This is a genomic window from Vibrio sp. S9_S30 (genome assembly GCF_014694455.1).
Classification (GTDB): domain Bacteria; phylum Pseudomonadota; class Gammaproteobacteria; order Enterobacterales; family Vibrionaceae; genus Vibrio.
This window is the reverse complement of record NZ_JAAUWT010000012.1, coordinates 98,845-124,098: the sequence shown is the minus strand read 5'-3', so window position 1 is coordinate 124,098 and position 25,254 is coordinate 98,845. Positions and strand designations below refer to the sequence as shown.

Here is a 25,254-nt window from a genome sequence, read left to right as displayed (position 1 = left end):
TCCACAAAATCGGAATTCAGGTGTTCTCCTGCTTTTCAGTCGCTATAATGCGTCAATCCTAATCCTGAGTGTGATTGTTATGACCAAACAACAAAATGTCGATCCTGCGGAAATCAAAAAGTTTGAAGATATGGCTTCCAGATGGTGGGATTTAGAAGGCGAATTTAAACCTCTACACCAAATCAACCCATTAAGACTGAATTACGTGCAGGATAATTGCCAAGGTCTCTTCGGTAAAAAGGTGCTCGATGTGGGTTGTGGTGGTGGCATATTGGCGGAAAGTATGGCGAAAGAGGGTGCGGAAGTGACGGGGTTGGATATGGGAAAAGAGCCTCTTGAAGTGGCTCGCCTTCATGCGTTGGAAACAGGAACGAAACTCGATTATGTTCAAAGCACTGTAGAAGATCATGCCGCAGAAAATCCAGAAAGGTACGACGTAGTAACTTGTATGGAAATGTTGGAACACGTCCCCGACCCACTCTCTGTGATTCAATCTTGTGCCAAACTGGTGAAGCCAGGTGGGAAAGTGTTCTTCTCTACATTAAACCGCAATTTCAAATCTTACTTATTTGCCATTGTTGGTGCAGAGCATCTTTTGAAACTCGTACCAAAAGGCACGCACGATCATGGAAAATTTATCCGCCCAGCAGAACTGCTAAAAATGGTTGATAAAACCGACCTAACTGAAGAATCCATTACAGGGCTGCATTACAACCCGCTGACCGATACGTATTCGCTAGGAAACAACGTCGACGTTAACTATATCGTTCACACAACACGCCTAACTTAGTATCGTCATTGCCTGTTTCTTTTGATGAAGGCAACCATTTTTCGGTTGTCTTTTTATTGTTTTATTTCCTCTACTTATTACGCCCTCTATTCTGTTCCTAAAGATGTCTTTACCATCCCTCTTATCTATTACACACCTGCATCGCAGACCTTTAAATTGCTCAAGTTCTCTATTGTCACCTAAACACTAAACAGCGTTGATGGAGGCAGAATCAAAGCCTCGTACACGTGCATTGACATGCTGTTAGACATCTCAAAAAAATGCGAATGAGACTCCCTAACGCCGCTGACTTTTTACTCTCTCAACGCATTCAAAACTCCCTGATCAGCAACGTGCCTCACTGCGTAATGAAAAACCGAATTTTATATGCCATTTTTTCCCATATCTCTAAAAAAATAAGCCATCAATCAAGAAAGTTATTTTTTGTAAAAAGTAGAGATTCATCGTCTTTTCGCGCAATATGACAACGACTTGTGTGACCTTTGTACAGCTTAATTTTGAGCTCGATTTTTTCCCAAAGATCAAGAAAAATATTTTTTATTCTGCTCATAATTAAAACACTCTGGAATGGGATCTTTTTTGCAGGTAATCTCTGCCTAAAATGATAGGTTAGTGCCTACTTACGATTTTTTTTCTTCCCCCAACTTATCCACAAGTCTTGCAGCCTATCCAACTTGAAAAGTCACTCATCACGCACTATCTTGTAACTCGTTCAATCGAACAACACCACATATAGTGTTTTTAAGCACAATATGTAGTGGATATAGATCACAAAGCCGACTACATTTTTACAAGAACTACCAAAGAAATACGGCTTTTAGCAGTTTCGTCAGGGAAATCTACCAGAATGAACCAACAACTCACTGTGACAAAAAGGGACGGTCGCAAAGAAAACATTGATTTGGAAAAGATCCATCGCGTTATCGCATGGGCTGCAGAAGGACTAGACAATGTTTCCGTTTCTCAAGTTGAATTGAAGTCACACATTCAATTTTACGACGGTATTACAACGTCGGACATTCATGAAACCATTATCAAATCTGCTGCTGACTTAATCTCTGAAGAGTCCCCAGATTATCAATATCTTGCCGCTCGACTCGCTGTTTTCCATTTGCGAAAAAAAGCGTACGGACAGTTTGAGCCCCCAACACTTTATAAACACGTTTCTGAGTTGGTTGATGCTGGCAAGTACGACAAACACCTAATCGAAGATTACACGCAGTCTGAGTTTGAGGAACTGAACAGCTTCATAGATCACGGTCGCGATATGAATTTTTCATACGCTGCTGTGAAACAGCTTGAAGGTAAATACTTCGTTCAGAACCGCGTAACTAAAGAAATCTACGAAAGCGCACAATTCCTTTATATACTGGTTGCGGCGTGCTTGTTTGCGAAGTACCCGAAAGATACGCGCCTTGATTACATCAAACGTTTCTACGACGCAGCATCGACATTTAAGATTTCCCTACCTACCCCCATTATGTCTGGTGTTCGTACCCCTACTCGCCAGTTCAGTTCTTGCGTACTGATTGAGTGTGATGACAGCCTGGATTCTATCAACGCAACGTCTAGCGCAATCGTACGTTACGTTTCTCAACGTGCTGGTATCGGTATTAATGCTGGTCGTATCCGTGCGCTAGGCTCTGAAATACGCAACGGTGAAGCGTTTCACACAGGTTGTATTCCGTTCTACAAATACTTCCAAACCGCGGTTAAATGCTGTTCTCAAGGTGGTGTTCGTGGCGGCGCAGCCACCGTATTTTACCCACTTTGGCATCGCGAAGTTCAATCTTTGTTGGTATTGAAGAACAACCGTGGCGTAGAAGAAAACCGTGTCCGTCATATGGATTACGGTGTACAGATCAACAAGATGATGTACTCACGGTTGATTAAAGGTGGAAACATTTCTCTGTTCTCACCTTCGGATGTACCAGGTCTGTACGATGCGTTCTTCGAAAACCAAGAGGAGTTTGATCGTTTATACGAGAAATACGAAGCCGACGACTCCATTAAACGTGAAACCATTAAAGCCGTCGATTTGTTCTCTCTTCTTCTGCAAGAGCGTGCATCCACAGGCCGTATCTACATTCAGAACGTAGACCACTGTAATACACACAGCCCGTTTGATCCTGCGGTTGCACCGGTTCGCCAATCTAATCTTTGTTTAGAAATCGCACTTCCGACCAAACCTCTAAATAATGTTGAAGATGACCAGGGTGAAATTGCGCTTTGTACACTTTCTGCGTTTAACCTAGGTGCGATTGAAAGCCTAGATGACTTTGAAGAACTGTCTGACTTGGTTGTTCGTGCGCTTGATGCACTACTAGATTACCAAGACTACCCGCTACCAGCAGCTCGTAAATCAACCATGAACCGCCGTACCTTAGGTGTGGGTGTGATTAACTACGCTTACTACCTCGCGAAAAATGGCGTGAAGTATTCAGACGGTAGCGCCAATGGGTTGACACACCGTACATTTGAAGCAATTCAGTACTATCTACTAAAAGCCTCAATGAACCTGGCGAAAGAGCAAGGTGCGTGCCCACTGTTCAACGAAACCAACTACGCGAAAGGCTTACTGCCTATCGACACCTATAAGAAAGATCTAGACAACGTATGTGACGAGCCACTGCATTACGATTGGGATTCTCTACGTAAAGAAATCGTGGAACACGGTTTACGCAACTCGACGCTGTCGGCGTTAATGCCATCTGAAACGTCATCGCAAATTTCAAACGCGACTAACGGTATCGAACCACCACGAGGCTTCGTTTCCGTAAAAGCGTCGAAAGACGGCATTTTGAAACAAGTCGTACCTGATTATGTCAATTTGAAAGACAATTACGAATTACTTTGGACGATTCCGTCAAACAATGGTTATTTGCAACTTGTGGGCATTATGCAGAAGTTTGTAGACCAAGCGATCTCTGCGAACACGAACTACGACCCAAGTGTTCAACCAAACGGTAAAGTGCCAATGAAGCTTCTGATGCAAGACTTGCTTACCGCATACAAGTACGGTCTTAAGACGCTTTACTACCACAACACCCGTGATGGTGCGAGCGATGGACAATCTGAAGCGGCTAAGGCTCAAGAAGATGATTGTGCAGGCGGCGCTTGTAAGATTTAAAGTTTTGAGCATTAACTCAAAGCAAAAGTTAAAACAGCCTCTTTGATTTCAAAGGGGCTTTAATGGATTTGAGGCATTTATGGCTTACAGTACTTTCTCTCAAAAGAAAAATGACCAATTAAAAGAACCGATGTTTTTCGGTCAGTCAGTGAACGTAGCTCGTTACGATCAACAGAAGTTTGAAATTTTTGAAAAGCTGATTGAAAAACAGCTTTCTTTTTTCTGGCGCCCAGAAGAAGTGGATGTGTCAAGCGACCGTATCGACTACAACAAACTGCCCGATCATGAGAAGCATATTTTCATCAGTAACCTGAAGTACCAAACACTTCTTGATTCTATTCAAGGTCGTAGCCCAAATGTTGCGTTGCTTCCGCTAGTCTCACTTCCAGAAGTGGAAACTTGGATCGAAACTTGGTCTTTCTCTGAGACGATTCACTCTCGCTCATACACTCACATCATTCGTAACATTGTGAATGATCCGGGTTTAGTATTTGATGACATCGTTGAGAACGAACACATCCTAAAGCGCGCGAAAGACATCGCCCATTACTACGATGATCTAATCGAATTGACGAACGATTACCACCGCTATGGCGAAGGTAAACACGTCATTGATGGGAAAACGGTTGATATCCGTCTCACCACACTGAAGAAAAAACTTTATATTTGCCTGATGTCTGTTAATGCGCTAGAAGCCATTCGATTCTACGTAAGCTTTGCCTGCTCATTTGCGTTTGCTGAACGCGAACTGATGGAAGGCAACGCCAAAATCATCAAGCTTATTGCCCGTGATGAAGCGCTGCACTTAACGGGCACACAGCACATGCTGAATATACTCCGTAATGGTCAAGACGATTTTGAGTTCTTACAAATCGCTGAAGAATGCAAACAAGAATGTTTCGACCTATTTAAAGAAGCAGCAGAGCAAGAAAAAGAATGGGCGGAATACCTGTTCAAAGACGGTTCCATGATCGGTCTGAACAAAGATATTCTTTGTCAGTATGTCGAGTACATCACTAATATTCGTATGCAAGCCGTCGGCTTGGACGCAGCATACCCTGGTGCAAATTCTAACCCAATTCCATGGATCAACGCCTGGTTGTCGTCTGATAACGTTCAAGTCGCACCACAAGAGGCGGAAATCAGCTCTTACCTAGTGGGTCAGATCGATAACGAAGTCGACGCTGAAGATTTCGGGGACTTTGAACTGTAATGCCAAAAATCAAAATCAACGAACTTAACCCTATTATTCTCACCAGCAACGGAAAGACGTTGCTGGAGGAAATGGAGAGCGCTGGGTTTGAACCTGAGTACAACTGTCGAGATGGTCATTGTGGCGCATGCCGATGTGAGTTGAAGTCGGGAGAGGTCGAATACGTTGGTTTTGCGATGGCATTGACACAGCCAAAAGAAATTTTGCCCTGCATATGCAGGGCAAAAACCGATGTTGAATTAGAAAAAGTAAACTATCAGCTCAAGGTCAAAAGCGCTTGATATCTCACGATATCATTTTAATATCTGCTCATTTCCCACTTATTAAACACACTCAGAATTGCTTAGACTTGCATATTTTCTGAGTAAATATTCAGCCGTTTTGAAGGAAATGTCTTTCTCACCTATTGATTTACCATCGTCATCAAACAATGACATTCGATAGCCACCATTCGGGGTATCATTATCTGCGACAGGGGCTGCTAACCAAGTCGAGACTAAATCACCGACATGTTTGCTATGTGCTTCTCCTAACAACACTTTTTCACCGGATACTCGGTACCAAACTTTGATCATTGTTTGTGTAATCATGGGTCCCTCCAGATCGTAAATGATGAGAACAGTGTGCCATTTGTTATTTTGATCCTTCTTATTATTAGCTAATTCTCGGCCGATCCCAAGCCTCAAAATAAAGAAAATGGTCAAAAAATAACTTGCATAAAAAATGAAACCTATCGAGTCATTTTTAACTTGTCTTTACCCTTTGAGAGATAACGACAAATTAAAAGTCAACGAATTCTCTTATAACTTTTATACCGCAGAATTTGGCACATAAAGCTCTTTTTTTCTAACCAGAGAGCTGTAATGTCCAAAGACAGCTTTTTCCTCTAAATGACGCCTTAACATGTCCAACATAACAGCAGCGATCAAGCTACGTTTATCCTGCTTACCATAATTGCGCGCAAACTCGAATACTTGTCCCCACTCACCATCTCCGGTAGATAAAGCCACAGCAAACACATTGTCTTTCAATTTCCCACAAGACAAACCAAACGTCGCCTTGCCGTTTTCACGAGTTGCAGCCGCTAAGGCTAAAGAAGCGGCAAGTGGATCTTGCTCAACCAAATTTTTATCCATGTCAGTGTTCATCACCCAACTCTGCTTGACCTGTTTTGCCAACAGCTCATTCTCGTGCAGCCAACTCGTTAGAAAACCACCACTGGCTTGTTCAGCAAGCGACAACGTAGTGCCTCTTTCGATCAGGAGAGCAGCAACATTATCAATCATGGGTTCATCCACGCTCACAACATTGTCTTGCAGGTGACCATAAACAATTTGAAGCAACTTCAAGCGCCTTTCCATATCCGCCGCTGGTCCAAATAACTTAACTTCAATGAAAGGCAAATAAGAACGGTATCCCAGTTCATATTGATCGGGCAGTTTAATCGGGTCTAATTTGTCCGATATCCCCGACTCAGAGAGCCCAATAGTGTAGATCCTGCTGCATTCAGATGGGAGAACATCACGGTATGTCTCGCTAAATATCGGAATTATTTTCTCCTCAACCATACGCTTGAATTCGCTTGGAACACCCGGAGTAAAATACATCTTGGCCCTATTGAGCGTCATTGAAAACCCACATGCCGTCCCTATTGGGTTATCAATGATAGTGGCCTTTTCTGGAAGCATCGCCTGTTTGAGATTACTATCTGGCATGACAAGCCCACGACGTGTAAATTTTTCTTCTAAAACAGTTAACCAATCTTGAAACAAACGAAGTTTCTGTCCAGATGCTTTCGCGGCTGCCGAGGCCGTTAAATCATCGGTCGTTGGACCGAGTCCGCCATTCACAATAACAATGTCGAAAGACTCGCTAAGACGCAAAATTTCATCTTTCAACACGTCAAGCTGATCACCAACTGTAGAACGCGCAGAAAGTTGAAACCCACTTTGATATAGGATTTCACCTAGCCATGACGCATTAGTATCCACAATATCACCATGAAGCACCTCTTCACCTGTACTTAACATTGCCACTTTCAACATAAATTTAACCTTCGCTGTTTTCTTCTGATATCACAGTTGTTAGGTGCTAAATAGTAATCAATAATCAATCAAATCCCCTTCAACCATTCTAATCAGACCGCCTTACATGCTAATATTTTCAATTTTCTAACAATTAAAGGGATTGCATCTCTCATTCGTAAAGAGAATAATGCACAACTCACAAATTTTGGTTTTTCTCAATGGAGATCTCTGTGCGACTGAAGCCACTGTCTACCGCATTGCTTGTTTTTACTACGTCAACTCAAGCTGCTGATTTTGATATCAACAACTTCTCTTATGACTTATATAACGGCGATAATCAACAAAGCTACAGTCTTAGCATTGAAACAAATGTAAATCCATTCTATCTCTCTTTAAATGACAATATTGAGACGGAACCAAAACTCGACGCGCCTCTTCCTTTGTATCTTCAAATGCAACCCGAAAAAGACTGGCAATACCTTACAGAACAAACTTATACGATTTTGGGTCTCAGTGTTGCTACCGTTGGCTTAATGACGCTTCTACCTGAGAGCATTACCAAGTGGGATGCCGAAGCCCGCGATATGAGTAAGCTCGGAAAAAAATGGCTTGATAACGTTAGCCAAGGTCCGGTTTGGGACAGAGACGAACACTTCCTCAATTACATCATGCACCCATACTTTGGCGGTGTGTATTACACTGCCTCTCGCCATGCAGGATTTAATGAATTTGAGTCCTACCTCTACTCAATGGCGATGTCGACTCTGTTCTGGGAGTTTGGCGTAGAAGCGTTTGCTGAAATCCCCTCTTGGCAAGATGTTTTTATCACGCCTTTCTTTGGCGCGGTTGTTGGTGAACTCATGTTCGCAGGCGAGCAAAGAATAGTTGAAAATGGTGGCGAATTACTAGGGTCAGAAACTCTCGGGGACGTATCACTGTTTTTCTTAAACCCAATTGGTCACATCCATTATTGGGTAACAGACGCATGGGGCGGCGATGCGAAATTTAACTTCCGAACTCAACCTTGGACAGGTTACCAAACCGAAACCGACATGGCGGTCAACCCGCAAGGTCCACTGGACAAACAGTTCTACGGGATGGAGCTGACGTTAACGTTTTAATGTTGCTATCACCCTACTTAAAAGCGCCCGTGCTGGCGCTTTTTCTGTTTTTAGAACTGTCTTTATTTTTAGAGCTATGCCTTTTTTCAGCAACACCTACTTCGGTTTTAATAAACTTGATTCGTATCCTATTTCCCTTCCGGTAATTTCCTATACTTAAATATACCCACCCTGCCATCAAGAGGACGTAATATGTACACGACGTTTATTGTGAATTTTGTCGGCACGGCAACCCCTACCACTATCAAGAAATTGGCATCAATAACACACGATAATGGTGGAAAGTGGCTGCTTAGCAAAGTGAATTTCATCGAACACCAAGTCGCCGCTGTTATAAAAATAGAGTTGCCATCTGAGAATGAAGAAGCCGTCAAAGCAGCTTTCTTAGATACCCCCGATCTCACTGTACAATTCAGCCAAGTGAGTGATTTGAGTTACGAAACCGACACCGTCCACCAAATCCGGTTGGATTCTAATGATAGAGCGGGCATCGTGAACGAAATCAGCCATGTACTGGACGGTCAGGGAGCCAGCATATTAGATATGGATTGCCAGCGCGTCTTTATTGCTGATGGAGGAGGCATCAGTTCCAGCCTCTTCAGTTCAACCATGGCATTAAAAATACCGAAAGAATCCAACATCAACGACATCATCAACGAGCTTGAATCACTGAGCGAAGACACGCGTGTGGTGTTGGAGAGTTAAAACATGGTGAGAGTATTGCTTGATACTCTCACCTATAATTCAATAGGAATACTCCTTTCCGTTTACCTACATTGGCTAAACCGCGTGAATGTCTTCTGGAGTTTGCGCATAGATATTGATCGGCTTACCGAGTGGCGGAATGTGTTTCTGGTTTTTTGCCATTTTAATGATGGCTTTATCAAGCCCTCTAAACGACATACTGCGCCAATAATTAGGATCGCGACCGATCTCTTTGTCGTATGCAGCGGTCGTCTGGTCTTCACTTCGAAAAGGCTCTAGAAAAGGTAGATCAGGCAAAGGTTGGCTGACATCCATGTATTGCTGAATCACATTCCACAACCGCTTTTGATCATCTGAACGGGCAGAATCTATTAAATCCCCTATGTTAATGGGTTGGCTGTAATCACTATAACGATGACATAGAAACACGCTAAACTTGGTGTTACCACTCGAGTCATTCACCTCGATCATTCGACAATCAAACTCTACAAATGGGTGACTGTAGACCACATAGTCCTTGCTACCGAAAAGAGTTACCATCCCTGTCTTACGATTTAGGCTGTATTTTTTTGTCACCAAATTACTAACCAGATGCTTGGGAAGCGTTTCAAATATAAGCCAAGAAAAAAGCCATCTAGCAATGAATACAGTAGTAAAAAAGCCAAAAACATTAATAGTGGCAATCGTCATCATAGCAGCATCGATATAATTTGGATTGGAAAATATAGGAATAATAAAATGATATAAAATAACTATCGGACCCAAAAATAGTGGTGAATTTTCTAGAAAGCGAAACATTAAGAGGAAAAACTGCTTTGGCTCAATTTTAGATAATTCATTGTGATCTGCAGAATACATATTATCGCTTTTAGACTTTGCGAGATTTCGTTTTCTAACTAAATCAACAGGTGCATCATCTTGAGGAGACGTATGATCAATCTTATCTCCAAATGTATTAAGCGGCTTAAATCTTCTCTTAATTTTCTCAGGATCCTCTTGACCTTGAGGTTCCCTGCTATCATATATTGACGTTTCTTCTTTGTTCATTTTATTTCCCTAAACAATATGGATTTCTTCTGGGGTTTGCGCATAGATATTGATCGGCTTGCCGAGTGGCGGAATGTGTTTTTGGTTTTCTGCCATTTGTGCGACCACTTGATCAAACTCTTTGTCCGACATGCTGCGCCAGTATTTGGGGTCACGCCCGATTTCTTTATCATATGCCGCGGTTGTTGGGTCTTTGCTACGGAACGCTTCTAAAATTGGCAGATCGGGCAGTGGCTGGCTAACGTCCATATACTGCTGAATCACGTTCCACAGGCGTTTATGATCGTCTGGATGCGTTGAGCCGATCATCTCCCCTATGGTGATATGCTTGCTGTAGTCGTTATACCGGTGCACAAGGGCGATGCCAAAAGAAAGGTGACCGTATTGGTTGGTTGAACTGAATAAACGGCAATCAAACTCAACAAAGGGGTGGCTGTAAATCACATCCTCATCGTTGTCATAGAGAGTGACCATACCTGTTTGGCGGCTTAGTGTGTATTTCTTCCTAACCATCTTGTGAGCGAATTGATGAAATAACAATAATGTCAGTCCCCAAGCGCCACCGAAAGGTATAGCAATATATTTTACACCGTCTATATTAATTCCTATAAAAATAGAAAGAGCTTCATCAAAAGGGTTGAAAAAAAAGCCCCAAACGATAATAACGCCAGTATGGGTAAAAAAACCAATACTGCGGTTTTACTGAATAAATATAAATAATATACAACCTGATAAATATTAATAAAATCTGAGGTTAAAAGATCCTTCTCATCCCAAAACTCCACATTATTATTTTTTATTTCAGAGGGTTTTAATTTTTCAATTAAGTTTTTAGGAGCATCATCCTGAGTTAGCGTGTAGTCAAACTTTTTCCCAGATTCATTTAATCGACCAAATCTATTTTTTCTTGTTTCTGGGCGATCTTGGTGTTGAGGTTGAGTACTATCAAACACTGATGGGTCTTTGCTCATGTTATTTACCTACCGATAACGCCACCATGAGCCGTTCCATCTCCCATTCGAGCCGCTGGTTTTCCGTTAATGAAGACGCTAGATGAACCCGCAGAGATGGAATCTGGAGGACCAATGCAAGGAGCCAAATCACCTTGGCGAGCAGCGGGTAAAGAATTGATAAATACGTTGGATGAGCCCGCAGCAACAGGGCAGCCTATATGAGGCACTCTTCCCGTTTTGCTGGGGCAAGAGTGTGCATCGCCCACTCGGGCAGCAGGTTTGGACATCGTAACAACGCTTCTTAAGCATACAAAAGTGGCTGAATTAAAAAGCATTTATTGTCAATAACAGAAATGTAGATTGCGCAATATGCGAAAGATCTCACAGTAAACGTATACCATAGTGAGCTCAGGCACTGGATTTGGAAAAGGGATTATCGGTAGAGCGTTTGATGATCATGGCGCTTCAGAGTAGGGTTTTATTCCTGATCAGATCAATAGACACCAAAGAATCGACCGTGGTAAACCCTTTCAAGCACTCCGCTGCGTTGGCATTGGCCAAATGAAGTGTTTTGACAGGGCTAATTTCATTGTAAATTCCCCAAAGGCAGGCGCTGCAAAATGCATCGCCCGCGCCCACACTGGAAACAATATCGTCGGAGCCGAGTGGTAAACTTTCAACCCAAATAGAATCTCCGTCTTTGGAGACCCATGCTGCGCCTTCTGGCATATGGAGGATGACGTTTTTATTCACGCCTTTCTCAAGCAGCGCTTTCGCCGCTTCCAAAATCTCTTCTGAATCGATTGTTCCGTTTTTTCGAAGGGCCTTCTGCAAGCAATAGCCCGCTTCGAGTTCGTTGATAATCAGATGGTCAACGTATTTCAAGCAGGGAGTAACCTGTTTTTCAACATTTTCAATTTCTGTCGACACCATATCTAAACTGGTTTCTAAGCCCAAAGTTTTCAGTTTTTTCAGCACGTTGGCCGCATGAGGCAAACCATTACTGTCTAAGCTATCCATGGTTTTGAGCAACAATAAATACCCAAAATGCGCGATCTTTATGTTTCGTATACCAATAGCGGCGTAGGGAATATCGGCAGGAGAAAAGCCAGCCGATACCCCATCCTGATAAAAGAAGGTTCGTTCACCTGTGCTGGCATCCGTCATAACATGAGTGTGCGCCGTTATGCCGGGAACCGACTTAATCCACGAATAATCAAACCCATATTCATGACAGATATCCAAAACAAACTGACCGTAGTCATCGTTTCCTACCACACCACAGCCGTAAACGGGTAAAGAGTCGTCCAGTACACTTAAACCAATTGCGACATTAAATGCACAGCCTCCTGGACCTTTCACTTGCCGCTCTATAAGCCCTAAGCCCGATTTGTCGGGCCAAGGGGAGACAAAATGCACCAAGTCGATGATCCAGTTTCCGATACAGAGAATGCCTTTTCTACCTGTCATGCTCGCCTACTTAAGTTCATTCCAAAGTGGGTAGATCGCGGGTTCGTCTTCGACGATGTCTGAAAAGCGACCAAGTGGCTGATCAAAGTAGTTATCACCATTGTCATCATTGGCCATCGATACTTCGCCAGTCAGCACGGGACCTTTCCCTTTTTCACCATAGAAGCGATGCATTAATCCGGTGGGAATTCGAATACTTTGACCAGGAGCCAGAATGATTTTCTCGAACGGTTTTGCCCTCACAACTTCACCATCGACAGTGACTTCGATGTCTTTATCTAAGTGTTCACCTTTGCCATTCACTTTTACGCATTCCACCACTAAGTTACCGCCACCGCGGTTGATGATGTCTTCGACTTTTTTTTTGTGATAATGGAGAGGCGTTTCCTGTTCTTCTTTGACCATCATGATTTTTTCAGCATAGGGCACACTGGTTTTATCCGATTGGTCACCATTGCGGATGCAAAACAAAACCAGCCCTCGCTGATCAAATCGGTCTTCATTAAAGTCCGTCACATCCCACCCTAACTGGTATTTGTGATTGTAAGCCGCAAGTTCACCGTTGCTCTGCCAATCCTCTTTGTTCCAGTTTCCCCAACGCGGCAGTTTAAAATGAAAGGTTTCCATCAATTCTTCAGCGTCGCGTATGGCTTTATTAACCTGAGATCGTTTCATTGTATTTTCTCCACTGATTGATTTTGATGAGACAGCAAGGCTGCCGTGAAAATTTGATGTTGAATCATGGCTTCTTGAGGCGTAACACATTGGAAGCCGGTGACACTGCCAGTCACTAGTTCATCAATAAAAGATGCCCACATTTGCAACACAGCATCAGTAAAACCAAATTCCATGATCCCGCCTGAAATAGTTGGGTAAGCAGGCAGATATCCTACTGGTACGGTTTGCCATATTTGTGCACCACCCGCTTGATATGCCATTTTTTCGTACTGATTTGGATTAGCCGTCGAGAACCGAAAGCTGCCATAGATTCCATTCAGCTCGAAATACCAAGAGTTGTTGTGACCCGGCGCTATCCGGTAGGTTTTTAAACGCGTCGGAAATGTCTGACCTTGCCACGTCGTCATGCAATGTAAATCCGCATTTTCAAAGGTATCGCAGTCCACCCATTCCCCTTGCGTGTTCTTTCTTTTTGCCACCACATCACTCAATTGGGCATACACACTTTCAAACGTCCAACCTAGCTTTAAAGGCACATGCAGAATGTGCATTCCCAAATCGCCCATACACCCGTATTCCCCGCAAAATGGCTTTTGCCGTTTCCAGTTAATCGGCTTATCGGGGTTGATGTCGCTGGAGTGCAAAAAGCCAATGTCCGCATGTAGAAAAGTATTCTCACCACAGTTTTTCATATCCCGAATCATGGCTTGCATCGCGGGATAAAATGGAAACTCTGACGTACAACGCACAAACACGTCTGGGTGTGCTTCAATACACGCTAAGATCTTTTCCGATGCCGATCTGTCGATACCAAAAGGCTTCTCAGCAAGCAGGTGCTTTCCGGATTTAATGATGTCTATGTAGAGTGTTTCATGCAGATGGTGCGGCACCGCGCAATAAATCGCGTCGATGGATTCATCGTTAAGTAGCGCTTGATAGTCTTCTGTATAAGTTCTGATGGACGGGAAATTGTCTCTATACCAGCCATGTATTGCCACATTGGTATCACACAGCGCTACGATTTCAGGCTTGGCGGATACGCTCGTTAGATGACACCATCGCGCAGCCGCTGAGGCAAATTCTTTGCCCATCATCCCGCCTCCAATAATGCCAAATCGGATGGTTTTCATGATGCTGCCCCAATCAACACTTTTGCCTCTTCTGGTGCCATGCCTTTGTGGACAATGTTCATTAAAGCACGGGTAATTCCAGCAGGATCGGGGTGCTGAATCACATTGCGACCATACACAATGCCTTTAGCGCCCTGTGCCATTAACTCAGACGTTCTTTTCAGAATCTCTTCATCACTCACCCGACCACCCCCTCTAACCAAAACAGGCACTTGCTGCGCGGTTTCGATCACTTTGTGGTATTCACTCACATCATCACAAGGATCCGCTTTAATAATATCAGCCCCCAGCTCGCTCGCTTGACGAACCAATGGCACGATCTTGCTGATGTTGCCATCCACCATATAGCCACCAGCGCTGCTATTGGGTTGCATCACCAAAGGCTCAACCATGAGAGGCATGGCGTAAATCTCACACTCTTTACGTAGCACGTTGATTCGCTTTAAGCACTGGCGATACAAATCGGTTTCGTTCGGCAATTGCAACAGGTTCACCACCACGCAAGCCGCATCTAACCTGAGTGCTCTTTCCACTGGGTTTTCGATCATTTCCGAGAAAATGGGGGGCACTAACTCCGTGCCGTAGCAGTTGGCAATGTCTGTTCGTAGCACCAAGGCAGGTTTCTTCGGCTTATTCATTCCTTGCAGTAAACGTGCACTCCCCGGCGGAAGTTGAATGGCATCTGGATCAGCCTTCACTATGGTAGAGATGGCGTGTTCCATATTCTCAATGCCTTGTAAAAAGACACCTTGATTAAACATGCCGTGATCTATCGCCACATCAAAACAGTGACCTGATTCCCCAAACAATCGATTCATTCTTGCTGATAACATGATATTTTCCTTAGCCTGCAACCATTAGATGGACAAGTTCTTCACTGTTGGTTTCAGAAGCTTCGCGTACCCCAACCACTTGACCACGACGAAGGACGGTAATTCTGTCGGATACGGCAAAGACATCATTCATGTTGTGAGAAATAAGAATGATGGCAACGCCTTGCTCTTTTAGCTTTAAAATCAACTCCATCACCTTTCTCTGCTCTGGCACCCCGAGCGCTGCTGTGGGTTCATCCATGATCAGCACTTTCGCTTGCCAATACACCGCTCGCCCAATGGCGATCGCTTGTCTTTGCCCACCAGACAAACTCAATACGGGCTTTTTCAAAGACGCTTTGGGAATGATGATATCAAGCGGCTTGATCACTTCTTCTGCCACTTTGGTCATGTGCGTTCTGTCCAGAACAGGGAAAAGGCCAAAACGCTTGGTTTTGGGCTCTCGACCAAGGAAAATATTGCTGCCCACGTCTAAGTTATCGGCGAGTGCCAAATCTTGATAGATGGTTTCGATGCCCGAGCTTCGAGCTTGTGATGGGTCTTCGAACGCAATGTGTTGATCTTGGTAAGTCATCGTGCCGCTGTCGGGGGTATATACGCCAGACAGTGTTTTGATCAGCGTGGACTTTCCGGCCCCATTATCACCAACCAGCGCCATCACTTCGCCGGGCTTGACTTCAAACGACACCTCTTTTAGGGCTTCGACGCCACCAAATGTTTTGCAAATATTCGAGGCGGAAAGAATCGGTTTCACTTCAGCTGAATTAATCACCATGACCTCCCGTCAACTTGGACTTAGACTGATCAATAAACACGGAAACTATGATCACGACCCCAACGGCGACAAACTGCCAGAACGGTTCTACATCAATGAATACCAGACCAAATTGAATCACCGCAATAATCAACGCCCCGATGAGCGTGCCGATTACCGTGCCATAGCCACCAAATAAGCTTGCACCACCAATCACAACCGCCGCAATGGAATCCAAAAGCATCGGCTCACCGGCCTGTGCTGCTCCTGCGGAAAATCTGGCGGTGTAAGTCGCGCCGGCTAACCCTGCGCACAATGCCGCCAGAATATAAACCCACGTAAGCTGACGTTTTACTTTTATTCCAGAACGAATAGCGGCATGCCTGTTTCCGCCAATCGCATAGGTGTACTGACCAAACCGAGTTTGAGACAAGATATAGTGCGCCACAATCAACACCGCAAGAGCAAGAAGAACAGGGTAAGGAACACCAAGCAACTTGCCATTACCAAACGCATACAAATACGTATTATTGACAGGTACGGTGGTGCCATCTGCAAAAATGAAGCCCATTCCCCGAGCAACGCCATACATCCCTAACGTTCCAATAAAAGGAGGAATGGCAAGCCGAGCAATCAGGGTTCCATTGATAACCCCTGGAATAAAGGAAGCAAATAGAGCCGCTGCAAACCCAACCACAATGGCAATAAAGGTATCCGCAGGCATGAGGTTCATGGTGGTGGCCATGATCACGGAGGCAAAGCCCATAATGAAGCCTAACGACAAATCGATACCCGCCGCAATGATGACAAAGGTTTGGCCAATACCAAGCAAAAGCGGCGCGGCGGCAAACAACGCGATACTTTGTAATGTAAAACTGTTACCCAAAAAGGTCGTTTTGAACATAATTTGAGACCACACCTCAAAAAAGATCAGCAGCAAACTCAAGAACATCCAAGGCCAAGCTTTACTCAACCATTCCAGCCAAGAAAATCCCGTATCTTGAGATGAGCTATCCCCTGCCTTTGTGGTAGTTGGAACACTAGACATAAATAACACCTATTTTTGGAGTTTTGGGGCAGAATCCATCTACCCCTTTATTTGTACGAATGATTAGGGTCTGTAAGCCTTACTGGGTTCTATGGCTCATGGCTCTTGTGAACGATAGCTCTTGTGAACGATAGCTCTTGTGAACGATAGCTCTTGTGAACGATGGCTCTTGTGAACGATGGCTTTTGTGAGCAATAGCTTTTCTGAACTATGGCTTTGGTAAACAACAGCTTTCGTAAACAACAGCTTTGGTAAACAACAATCTGTGTGAATAACAGCCTTTATGAACCACAACTTAGTGACCTACAGCGGTGTAACCTAATCTGAGTACACGTACTTCAGAATATCTGGTGAATCGATGTTCGATTTATCCATCACCACAAACCCGGTGCCTATTTGACTTGGAACCGCTTGCCCAGTCAGAAGCGCATAGGCCGTCATCACGCCGTAATAACCCATCGTGGCGGGTTGTTGAGCTACGGCGATGTCTACCAAGCCAGATTTGATGTCTTGAACAATTCTTGGCAGTGCATCAAAGGCGACAACTTTGATTTTTCCGATTTTGTCCAGTTTTTTCACCCCCTCTGCGGCACCCAATGCCGAGAACGTATTCGCGCCAAATACACCGGCTAAATCGGGGTTACGCGCATAAACCGCTTGCAGTTGAGAAGCGGACTTATTGGAATCATCTTCGTTGTATTGGATCTTCAGTACCTCGATATCCGGCCAACGTTTCATTTCATTTATGAAACCTTCAGCACGTTGGTCTGTTGTGGAAATACCGGGCTTAACACTGGCAACGTAGACCTTGCCTTTAAAGCCAATGGAATCCGCCAGTGCTCTCGCCGCAATTCGCCCACCCAATACGTTGTCTGAGGCAATATAGCTATCAACAAAATCACCAGGGCCAGAACCATCTTGATAATTTCCATCATCAATGAAGGTATCAACGGTAATCACGCGAATGCCTGCATCGGCTGCTTGTTTCAGTGGTGCGATAAGTTGTTGTTTATCGACGGGAGAAATAAGAATTGCATCTGGCTTTTTAGCAATGATCGCATTCAGTATGGGTACTTGAGCTGTGGTGTTCCACTCCCTTGGGACTTGGAAAATCAAATCAGCGCCAATCGCATCGGCAGCATGCTGAGCACCACGATGCATGGTGAAATAAAACGGGTCAACCACACCCGGGATTAGGGCGAGCTTCAACTTTTCAGCAGCATTCGTCATTTGGCTAAACATCGCAGACAAACCAATGATTGCCGCCATGGTGGCAACTTTTACGGTATGTTTCATCGTTTTCCTTCCTTGTTTCAGATGGGATGACATGGGCATTTCTAGCAATACAAAAACCTCACAAGAAATAGGCAATTCGTCCGATTTGCCCTTACCCGATTTTCAAACCGAACCGTTAAAGTTAACCCTATGTTATTTTTAGACACGTGTATATAATCAAGAATGAGAAAGGTGATTTAGTAAACAGTTTGAACGCGAGCGGAAAAGTAGATTCTTTAAAATACAGAAGGTTATAAGAAAGACATTTCAATACCGAACATGATCATGTATGAAAATCAGGCAGAATGTAAGCCAACAAGGTCAGGCTTTTTGAGTGCGTTCTATGCTGAAAGCCTTTTCACCAATCTTGAATGAATCGTCACTTCACGAATGATTTCTGGCTCTAAAACAGCATCAACCACTGCCCTAGCCATCTGATTACAGCTTTGCTTTACTGTGGTCAATGGAGGAGTCAAGTATGGTGCTAATTCAATATCATCGTGCCCAGCGAGTAAAACTTGTTTGCCCACTTTTACACCCGCGTTATTCAGTGCACTCAACGCCCCAACCGCAATGTTATCGTTCATACAAATGATGCCACACTTCTCACTTGCCCAATCGGTTTCCTGTAACCACTTAAAGATCATCGTGTGTCCATAAGCAGCGTCTGGCCATACAATATCCAGCTCTTCATCTACAATGAATTTAGGCGCTAACCCAGCTTTCTTCATGCTATCGCAATAGCTTTTTCGACGAGATGCAACAGAAGGCTTTTCAAGATTTTTAGGCACATCTAAATAGTAAGGATGAATGCCTTTTTCTAGAAAGTAATCGCAAATGATCTCGAGACTATGGCGATTATCGTTAACCACATAGCTCGCATTCTCTAGTAAGCAGTTATCCAACCAAACAATATGAATGTCGTGTCGTAGGGCTTCAAAAAACCGAACCGATGCCTCATCACTGGCAGTGGGCACCAAAATCAGTGATCTCGGTTTTAAGCTTCGGAGTGACTGAATGATTTTTCGCTCGCGTTTAGGGTCACCATGAGTGCTCTGCACGATAAGGTTTAACCCTTTTTCATTCGCAAAATCTTCGATGTATTTGAGTGTGCCCGAGTAAAAGCTGTCCGTTGTAGACGGCACGACCGCAGCAATTAACGAACTTTGCCCTTTTACCAAATTCACGGCGTGCTGATTGGGTACGTACTGCAAAGCATCACACGCCGCTTGAATACGCTGGATGGTTGCTTGCTTAAGTGACCTATCGCCATTGAAATATTTGGAAGCCGACGCCCGAGAAACACCCGCTAATTTGGCAACATCAGACATAGTAACGGTATTTGACGGCTTGCTAGACATGAATTTCCTTTCTTTGATTGCTTCACTGATCTCTATGAATTTTTCAGCATTCTTTACACGAGTCAATCACTAAGAGAAGAAAAGGGCGAACACGCCACGTATTCACCCTTAAATCGGCATATTGTGATATTAAATAACGCTATCCGCTATCGAACGCTATGACACCGACCATTGAGACAGTGAACGTTTGAAATCGGAATAATCAAATTCATTCAGCTTTTGAATTTCTCCACCTGAACGCTCGCAGTATATGGACGGCATTTTTAGCCCATTAAACCAATTTAATTTCACCATGGTGTAACCTGCGCTATCCAAGATATGAAGCTTCTGACCGATTTCTAAAGGCGCATCAAAGTTCGCCACACAAAACTGGTCGCCAGCTAAGCATGAACAGGAACCAATGACGTATTGATGCTCGCCACGTTCATTGGCTTCGAGGATGGATGCCGGTTCATCGTAGATCAGCGTGTCTAACCGATGCGCTTCCGTCGCGGAATCGACGATGGCGGTTTTCATTCCATTTTCAACCACATCAACAACCGTTACTACTAAGTCCGTGGTTTTAGTGATGATGGCTTCACCTGGCTCAAGATACATTTGTACGCCATGCTTTTCAGAAAAAGCTTTCAATGCCATACCCAGTTTTTGGATATCGTAGCCCGGCCATGTGAAGAATACGCCACCGCCCATGCTGACCCAATCCAGTTTGTTAAGATACTCACCAAACTGGTCTGAAATCGCATCAAGTAGACCAATAAAAGCGTCTACATCTTTATTCTCACAATTCATGTGGAACATCACGCCATCAATCGAATCGAAGATTTCAGGATTGATATGATCCGCTTGAACACCTAAACGAGAAAATTTCCGCGCTGGGTTCGCTAAGTCTTGCCCTGCATAGCTTACACCTGGGTTAAGACGTAACCCCAGAGAGGCTTTGCCTTCAACCAGATGGCGATACGCTGCCAATTGATTTTGTGAGTTAAAGATCATCTTGTCGCAAATTTCAGCCACTTCACGAACGTCGTCTTCGCTGTACCCCACGCTGTAAGCGTGAGTTTCGCCGCCAAAGGTTTCGTGCCCGAGTTTGACTTCGTATGGACCGGAACTTGTAGTGCCATCCAAGTAGGGTTTGATGATGTTAAACACGCCCCAAGTGGAGAAACACTTGAGCGCCAACACCAACTTCACACCCGAAATCTCTTTCAGTTGTTTTGCTTTTTCTAAATTTGCTATCAGCTTATCTTCATTAATCATGAAGTAAGGCGTTTTCAGTTCGCTTTTTTGCATTGTTAGTACCTTGAGAGCCTTCGCGAGAAAGCACTGCCAAATCGAACAAAGCCGACGCAACGGCATCGGCTTTAGTAAATTCAAGAATAGCCTGAGCTAAATTCTTATTTTTTCAGTTCGTGGATATTCGGGAGCCCTTGCCCCGCTTCCAGTTCCTGCACATGCCAGTCAAGACCTATTGAAGGCATGGTTTCTAGGAACGGATCTGGGTCTAGCTGTTCCATGTTGAACACGCCTTTGTCTGCCCACTCACCACGGAAGAACTGAAGCGCTGCGGTAATGGCCGGAACCCCCGTCGTGTAAGAGATGGCTTGGTGCTCAACATCTTTGTACGCCACTTCATGATCGGCATTGTTGTAAATGAACACGCTGCGCTCTTTGCCATCTTTCTTACCTTGAACCCACGTACCAATACAGGTTAACCCCGTGTAACCTGGCGCAAGAGAAGTCGGGTCTGGCAACAATGCTTTAAGAACGTGTAACGGCTGTACCACGGTTCCATCGTGCAGTGTGAGCGGATCTGGGCTTAAAAGACCGATATCACGCATGCAGTTGAAGTAGTTTAGGTATTTATCTCCAAAACCCATCCAGAACTCGATACGCTTGGCTGGGATGAACTCTTTCATTGAGCGAACTTCATCGTGCGCCATGGAATACACTTTATGCGTTCCGCAGTTTGGGAAATCAAACTCTAGCATACGAGAATGACATGGCACTTGCTTCCACTCTTCGTTTTCCCAGTAGAAAGAATCGCCTTGAATTTCCAACATGTTGGTTTCTGGATCAAAGTTCGTCGCAAACTTCTGACCGTGGTCACCCGCATTCACGTCCATCACATCGATAGTATCGATCTCGTCGAACAAATGTTTCACAGCGTAAGCGGCAAATACCGAAACCACACCAGGATCAAAACCAGCACCTAGAATGCCAGTGATACCCGCTTCTTTAAACTTCTCGCGGTAACCCCACTGCCAATCGTAAGCTTGCGGTACTTGCTGACCTTCAGAGCACAGATCAACCGCTACCGATGTGTCTAAGTACGATACTTTTGCTTGATAACAGGCTTCCATAATGGTCATGTTGACCCATGGAGGACCCGCATTAATCACAAGGTCTGGTTGAACTTCTTTGATCAGTGCCACTAACGCACCCACATCATCGGCGTCTACAGCGCGAGCTTCCAACTTTTTAGATGGATCTTTCAGGTTATTTTTCTTCTGAATAGACTCGATGATTTTTTCGCACTTGCTGACCGTACGTGAAGCAATTGTGATATCACCCAGCACGTCGTTGTTTTGCGCCGCTTTATGCGCGACTACCCAACCTACGCCACCTGCACCAATTTGAAGAATTGCCATGATTCTTGTTCCTTTATTTCGCTAGTTCAACCGCTAACTGGTCGATATCATTCAATAGTTGTTCAAAATCTGACAAAGCCAGACATGGATTTAAAATGGTAAATTTGAGTGCTGACTGCCCATTAACCGATGTTTCACCTAAAACGGCAATACCGCGAACCAAAGCTTCTATACGCACTTTTTGGTTTAGTTTGCATAAGTCCGTTACTTGCGAATTGGTCACTCGGAACAATACCGTTGATAACGCGGGTTCGGTCAACAATTCAAAACCTTTACGTTGATGAACAAGGTCCGCCACCTGCAATGTTTGTTCGAGCAAATGGTCATACATGTCACCCAACGCTTTTGGTCCTACATTTTGCATCGTCATGAACACTTTCAGAGCATCAAAACGCTTGGTGGTCGCGATGGATTTATCGACTAGGTTAGGCAACTCATCGTGCTCGCGGTTGAGGTAGTCCGCATGATGAAGCAAATACTTAAAGTTCGCCTTGTCTTTTACCAGTAATGAGCCACAGCTGATTGTTTGATAGAACAACTTATGAAAATCTACGCTTAACGAATCCGCTTTTTCAATACCAGATAATCGCGCTTTGTGGCTACTTAAAATTAGAGCTCCGCCGTAAGCACCATCAACGTGCATCCAAAGTTCGTGTTTTGCGGCTACATCGGCAATGATGTTCAAGTCGTCTATTGCGCCGTGGTCGGTCGTACCAGCAGTACCAACAATCGCAAAAGGAATCAAACCTTCGGCTTTCGCTTTGGTCACGGTTTCATCCAACTTAGAGATGTCCATCGTGCCATTTGGCAATGCGTCCACGGTGAGAATGGCTTTCTCGCCCAACCCCATCCAAGACGCGGATTTTTGCACCGTAAAGTGTGCTTTTTCCGAACACACGATGCGTAACTTATCGGCATATTCCGGTAAGCCCAACTTTTGAATGGAATGACCACTGAGTTTGTCGGCAATCCAATCGCGAGCTAGCATCAAGCCCATCTGGTTACTTTGTGTGCCACCGCTCGTAAAAATACCGTCCGCTTTATCACCTAAACCGTAACGTTCGCACAACCAGTCCACGACTTTCTGCTCAACATACGTTGCAGAAGACGCTTGATCCCAAGAGTCCATAGATTGGTTCAAGGCTGCAATCATGGCTTCTGCCGCAACAGCCGGCATCAATGGCGGTGTGTGCAAATGAGCGATACAGCTTGGATGTTGCGTGAAGATAGCGTTTTTAGCCACCAAATCTGTCGCACTGCTGATAACGTCGGTAAGGCTTCCATTGGCAGAGTTCAAGTTGACTGCACGGATCTGAGATTCAAGCAGTTTTGGATCCATCCCAGAATAAGGCTTGTCGACTTGTTCAAAAAGCTGCTTCATCGCTGCGGTTGTATGGTTCATGACGGAAGCAAATTCATTGGCACCCTCTGCACCTGTATGGATAAAGTGCTTTTTCCAAGCATCAGATTCTGGTGCTGGTTCCTTAATACCGCCACCAGCGACCACGATCGCCTCTTCAAGTACTTTCAGTGCAAAGTCAATCTGCTCGAACGAAATAATGAGAGGAGGTAAAAATCGAATCACCGATCCATCTCGTCCACCTTTTTCAACCATCAAACCACGCTCTAGGGCGGCTCTTTGAATGGCAAGCGTCAGTGCACCATCGGATTTAGGTTCACCAAATTTGTTTTTCTCACCAGTCGGTGTTTGAATTTCCAAACCAAGCATTAAGCCTTTTCCGCGAACTTCAGCAATGCAATTCACGCGTTTTTGGATTTTCTCGAAACCTAATCTTAAGTATTGACCCGCAATATTGGCATGTTCAACAAGGTTATCTCTCTCGATGATCTCTAATGCCTTCGCACCCGATACCATCGCAAGTTGGTTACCGCGGAATGTGCCTGTGTGTTCCCCTGCCTTCCAAGTGTCTATGTCTTTGCTAAACACCAATAAAGACATCGGCAGACCACCACCAATCGCCTTAGACAAGCACAAAATATCGGGAGAGATACCTGACTCTTCAAACGCAAAGCGATAGCCAGACTTACCCACGCCACATTGAATTTCATCGAATATTAAAAGAATGCCATGCTCATCACAGAGGCGGCGAAGTTCACGCAACCAAAACGCAGGGGCAGGAATTACCCCGCCTTCGCCTTGTACGGGCTCAACAATGATCGCCGCGGGCTTCATAATGCCTGCTTCGTCATCGTTCAGTAAGCGTTCCATATAACGAATACTGGCTTTTGCGCCTTCATCGCCACCCAACCCAAACGGACAACGTAGGTTGTATGGGAAAGGCATAAAATGAACGTCGGACATTAATCCGGTACGACGCGCCTTGGTACCAAGGTTCCCCATCATACCCATGGTGCCGTTTGTCATGCCGTGGTAAGCGCCGCGGAAGGCAAACATGGTGTTGCGCCCCGTGGTTTGTTTTGCTAGCTTGATCGCCGCTTCCACGGCATCAGCACCAGAAGGGCCACAGAACTGAATGGCAGAGTTTTTCGCAAATTCTTCCGGAAGAAACGCTTTCACGCGCTTAATAAACGTGTCTTTGGCTTTGGTCGTGATATCGAGAGTTTGGTATGGCAAACCGGAATCTAACTGCTCTTTTAACGCTTGGTTAATTTCTGGGTGGTTGTATCCCATTGCTAGCGTACCGGCGCCAGCGAGGCAGTCTAGAAAAATCTGACCACGAGTGTCTTCCACTAAAGCTCCGTATGCTCTTTTAATAGCAATAGGTAAACGGCGTGGATAAGAACGTACTTCCGACTCATGTTCTGCTTGGTCAATTAATACTTGATCTGGAGTAAGATCGTAAACACCGTCTACGTTTGGTACAACAGACGAAAAAATTGTGTTGGAGCGTGATGCGTCCATTTCAAAAGCTGTGCTCATCGCAATAAACCTTCAAAAAGTGCTCAATCAAATATATCTATTCGAGTAGCAAAGACTTGCTTCTTAATACGCAAAAATAATTATACAGCGAATAAGAAAAGCAACTAGTAGCCACCTGTGTTTGTCAGGCAAACATAGGCAAGGGTTTAGCAAAGTGTGCTAATAAAGA

General features: G+C 44.5%; 23 protein-coding genes. 6 read left to right on the top strand and 17 right to left on the bottom strand.

Annotation, left to right across the window (positions count from 1 at the left end):
* The first annotated feature begins 79 nt into the window (after window positions 1-79).
* The 4 genes from ubiG (at window position 80) to yfaE (ending at window position 5,414) form a co-directional block, all read left to right on the top strand.
* Window positions 80-790 carry a bifunctional 2-polyprenyl-6-hydroxyphenol methylase/3-demethylubiquinol 3-O-methyltransferase UbiG gene (ubiG, locus tag HC752_RS15370; RefSeq protein ID WP_190336051.1) on the top strand — a complete coding sequence of 237 codons (711 nt, stop codon included), beginning with the start codon at window positions 80-82 and terminating at the stop codon, window positions 788-790.
* A gap of 847 nt (window positions 791-1,637) precedes the next feature.
* A complete protein-coding gene (gene nrdA / locus HC752_RS15365) occupies window positions 1,638-3,920 on the top strand; it encodes a class 1a ribonucleoside-diphosphate reductase subunit alpha (protein WP_190336050.1) in 2,283 nt (760 codons plus the stop codon).
* A 79-nt stretch (window positions 3,921-3,999) separates the two neighbouring features.
* Window positions 4,000-5,133, top strand: coding sequence for a class Ia ribonucleoside-diphosphate reductase subunit beta (gene nrdB, locus HC752_RS15360; protein WP_190336049.1), 1,134 nt, complete (start codon window positions 4,000-4,002; stop codon window positions 5,131-5,133).
* On the top strand, window positions 5,133-5,414 hold the full coding sequence (yfaE, locus tag HC752_RS15355) for a class I ribonucleotide reductase maintenance protein YfaE (protein WP_190336048.1): 282 nt from the start codon (window positions 5,133-5,135) through the stop codon (window positions 5,412-5,414). Before nrdB ends, yfaE begins: the two co-directional genes overlap by 1 nt.
* A gap of 42 nt (window positions 5,415-5,456) precedes the next feature.
* Here the strand turns inward: yfaE and HC752_RS15350 are convergent, their stop codons facing one another.
* Window positions 5,457-5,723: a 30S ribosomal protein S6 modification protein gene (locus tag HC752_RS15350; protein ID WP_190336047.1), complete on the bottom strand. Its 267-nt coding sequence runs from the start codon at window positions 5,721-5,723 to the stop codon at window positions 5,457-5,459.
* A 219-nt stretch (window positions 5,724-5,942) separates the two neighbouring features.
* Entirely contained in the window at window positions 5,943-7,178 is a 1,236-nt protein-coding gene (locus HC752_RS15345) for a CinA family nicotinamide mononucleotide deamidase-related protein (protein ID WP_190336046.1), read from the bottom strand.
* 200 nt (window positions 7,179-7,378) lie between these two features.
* On the opposite strand from HC752_RS15345, the gene HC752_RS15340 reads away from it, so the two are divergent.
* Both HC752_RS15340 and HC752_RS15335 read left to right on the top strand, forming a co-directional pair.
* Window positions 7,379-8,281: a DUF3943 domain-containing protein gene (locus HC752_RS15340; protein ID WP_190336045.1), complete on the top strand. Its 903-nt coding sequence runs from the start codon at window positions 7,379-7,381 to the stop codon at window positions 8,279-8,281.
* A gap of 192 nt (window positions 8,282-8,473) precedes the next feature.
* On the top strand, window positions 8,474-8,986 hold the full coding sequence (locus HC752_RS15335; RefSeq protein ID WP_190336044.1) for a glycine cleavage system protein R: 513 nt from the start codon (window positions 8,474-8,476) through the stop codon (window positions 8,984-8,986).
* A 75-nt stretch (window positions 8,987-9,061) separates the two neighbouring features.
* On the opposite strand, the gene HC752_RS15330 is transcribed toward HC752_RS15335, so the two are convergent.
* From HC752_RS15330 to HC752_RS15260, 15 genes are all read right to left on the bottom strand, one after another.
* Window positions 9,062-10,033, bottom strand: coding sequence for a hypothetical protein (locus tag HC752_RS15330; RefSeq protein WP_190336043.1), 972 nt, complete (start codon window positions 10,031-10,033; stop codon window positions 9,062-9,064).
* A 9-nt stretch (window positions 10,034-10,042) separates the two neighbouring features.
* Window positions 10,043-10,546: a hypothetical protein gene (locus HC752_RS15325; protein WP_190336042.1), complete on the bottom strand. Its 504-nt coding sequence runs from the start codon at window positions 10,544-10,546 to the stop codon at window positions 10,043-10,045.
* Between the two features lie 92 nt (window positions 10,547-10,638).
* Window positions 10,639-11,004 (bottom strand): hypothetical protein, encoded by a 366-nt coding sequence (locus HC752_RS15320; RefSeq protein WP_190336041.1) that lies wholly within the window; start codon window positions 11,002-11,004, stop codon window positions 10,639-10,641.
* A 5-nt stretch (window positions 11,005-11,009) separates the two neighbouring features.
* Window positions 11,010-11,273 (bottom strand): PAAR domain-containing protein, encoded by a 264-nt coding sequence (locus HC752_RS15315; protein WP_190336040.1) that lies wholly within the window; start codon window positions 11,271-11,273, stop codon window positions 11,010-11,012.
* Between the two features lie 178 nt (window positions 11,274-11,451).
* Window positions 11,452-12,456 carry a carbohydrate kinase family protein gene (locus HC752_RS15310; RefSeq protein WP_190336039.1) on the bottom strand — a complete coding sequence of 335 codons (1,005 nt, stop codon included), beginning with the start codon at window positions 12,454-12,456 and terminating at the stop codon, window positions 11,452-11,454.
* 6 nt (window positions 12,457-12,462) lie between these two features.
* Window positions 12,463-13,131, bottom strand: coding sequence for a D-lyxose/D-mannose family sugar isomerase (locus HC752_RS15305; RefSeq protein ID WP_190336038.1), 669 nt, complete (start codon window positions 13,129-13,131; stop codon window positions 12,463-12,465).
* A complete protein-coding gene (locus HC752_RS15300; protein WP_194717387.1) occupies window positions 13,128-14,264 on the bottom strand; it encodes a Gfo/Idh/MocA family protein in 1,137 nt (378 codons plus the stop codon). Before HC752_RS15300 ends, HC752_RS15305 begins: the two co-directional genes overlap by 4 nt.
* Window positions 14,261-15,097 carry a class I fructose-bisphosphate aldolase gene (locus HC752_RS15295; protein ID WP_190336037.1) on the bottom strand — a complete coding sequence of 279 codons (837 nt, stop codon included), beginning with the start codon at window positions 15,095-15,097 and terminating at the stop codon, window positions 14,261-14,263. Before HC752_RS15295 ends, HC752_RS15300 begins: the two co-directional genes overlap by 4 nt.
* A gap of 10 nt (window positions 15,098-15,107) precedes the next feature.
* Entirely contained in the window at window positions 15,108-15,872 is a 765-nt protein-coding gene (locus tag HC752_RS15290; RefSeq protein ID WP_194717386.1) for an ATP-binding cassette domain-containing protein, read from the bottom strand.
* Window positions 15,862-16,899 carry an ABC transporter permease subunit gene (locus HC752_RS15285; protein WP_190336036.1) on the bottom strand — a complete coding sequence of 346 codons (1,038 nt, stop codon included), beginning with the start codon at window positions 16,897-16,899 and terminating at the stop codon, window positions 15,862-15,864. Before HC752_RS15285 ends, HC752_RS15290 begins: the two co-directional genes overlap by 11 nt.
* Window positions 16,900-17,217: 318 nt before the next feature.
* Window positions 17,218-18,195, bottom strand: a complete 978-nt coding sequence (locus HC752_RS15280; RefSeq protein WP_190336035.1) for an ABC transporter substrate-binding protein — start codon at window positions 18,193-18,195, stop codon at window positions 17,218-17,220.
* Window positions 18,196-18,515: 320 nt separating this feature from the next.
* Window positions 18,516-19,535, bottom strand: coding sequence for a LacI family DNA-binding transcriptional regulator (locus HC752_RS15275; RefSeq protein WP_190336034.1), 1,020 nt, complete (start codon window positions 19,533-19,535; stop codon window positions 18,516-18,518).
* A 156-nt stretch (window positions 19,536-19,691) separates the two neighbouring features.
* On the bottom strand, window positions 19,692-20,825 hold the full coding sequence (nspC, locus tag HC752_RS15270; protein ID WP_190336033.1) for a carboxynorspermidine decarboxylase: 1,134 nt from the start codon (window positions 20,823-20,825) through the stop codon (window positions 19,692-19,694).
* Window positions 20,826-20,929: 104 nt separating this feature from the next.
* Window positions 20,930-22,183, bottom strand: a complete 1,254-nt coding sequence (locus HC752_RS15265; RefSeq protein WP_190336032.1) for a carboxynorspermidine synthase — start codon at window positions 22,181-22,183, stop codon at window positions 20,930-20,932.
* A 13-nt stretch (window positions 22,184-22,196) separates the two neighbouring features.
* Window positions 22,197-25,085, bottom strand: a complete 2,889-nt coding sequence (locus tag HC752_RS15260) for a pyridoxal phosphate-dependent class III aminotransferase (RefSeq protein WP_190336031.1) — start codon at window positions 25,083-25,085, stop codon at window positions 22,197-22,199.
* Window positions 25,086-25,254: the final 169 nt, after the last annotated feature.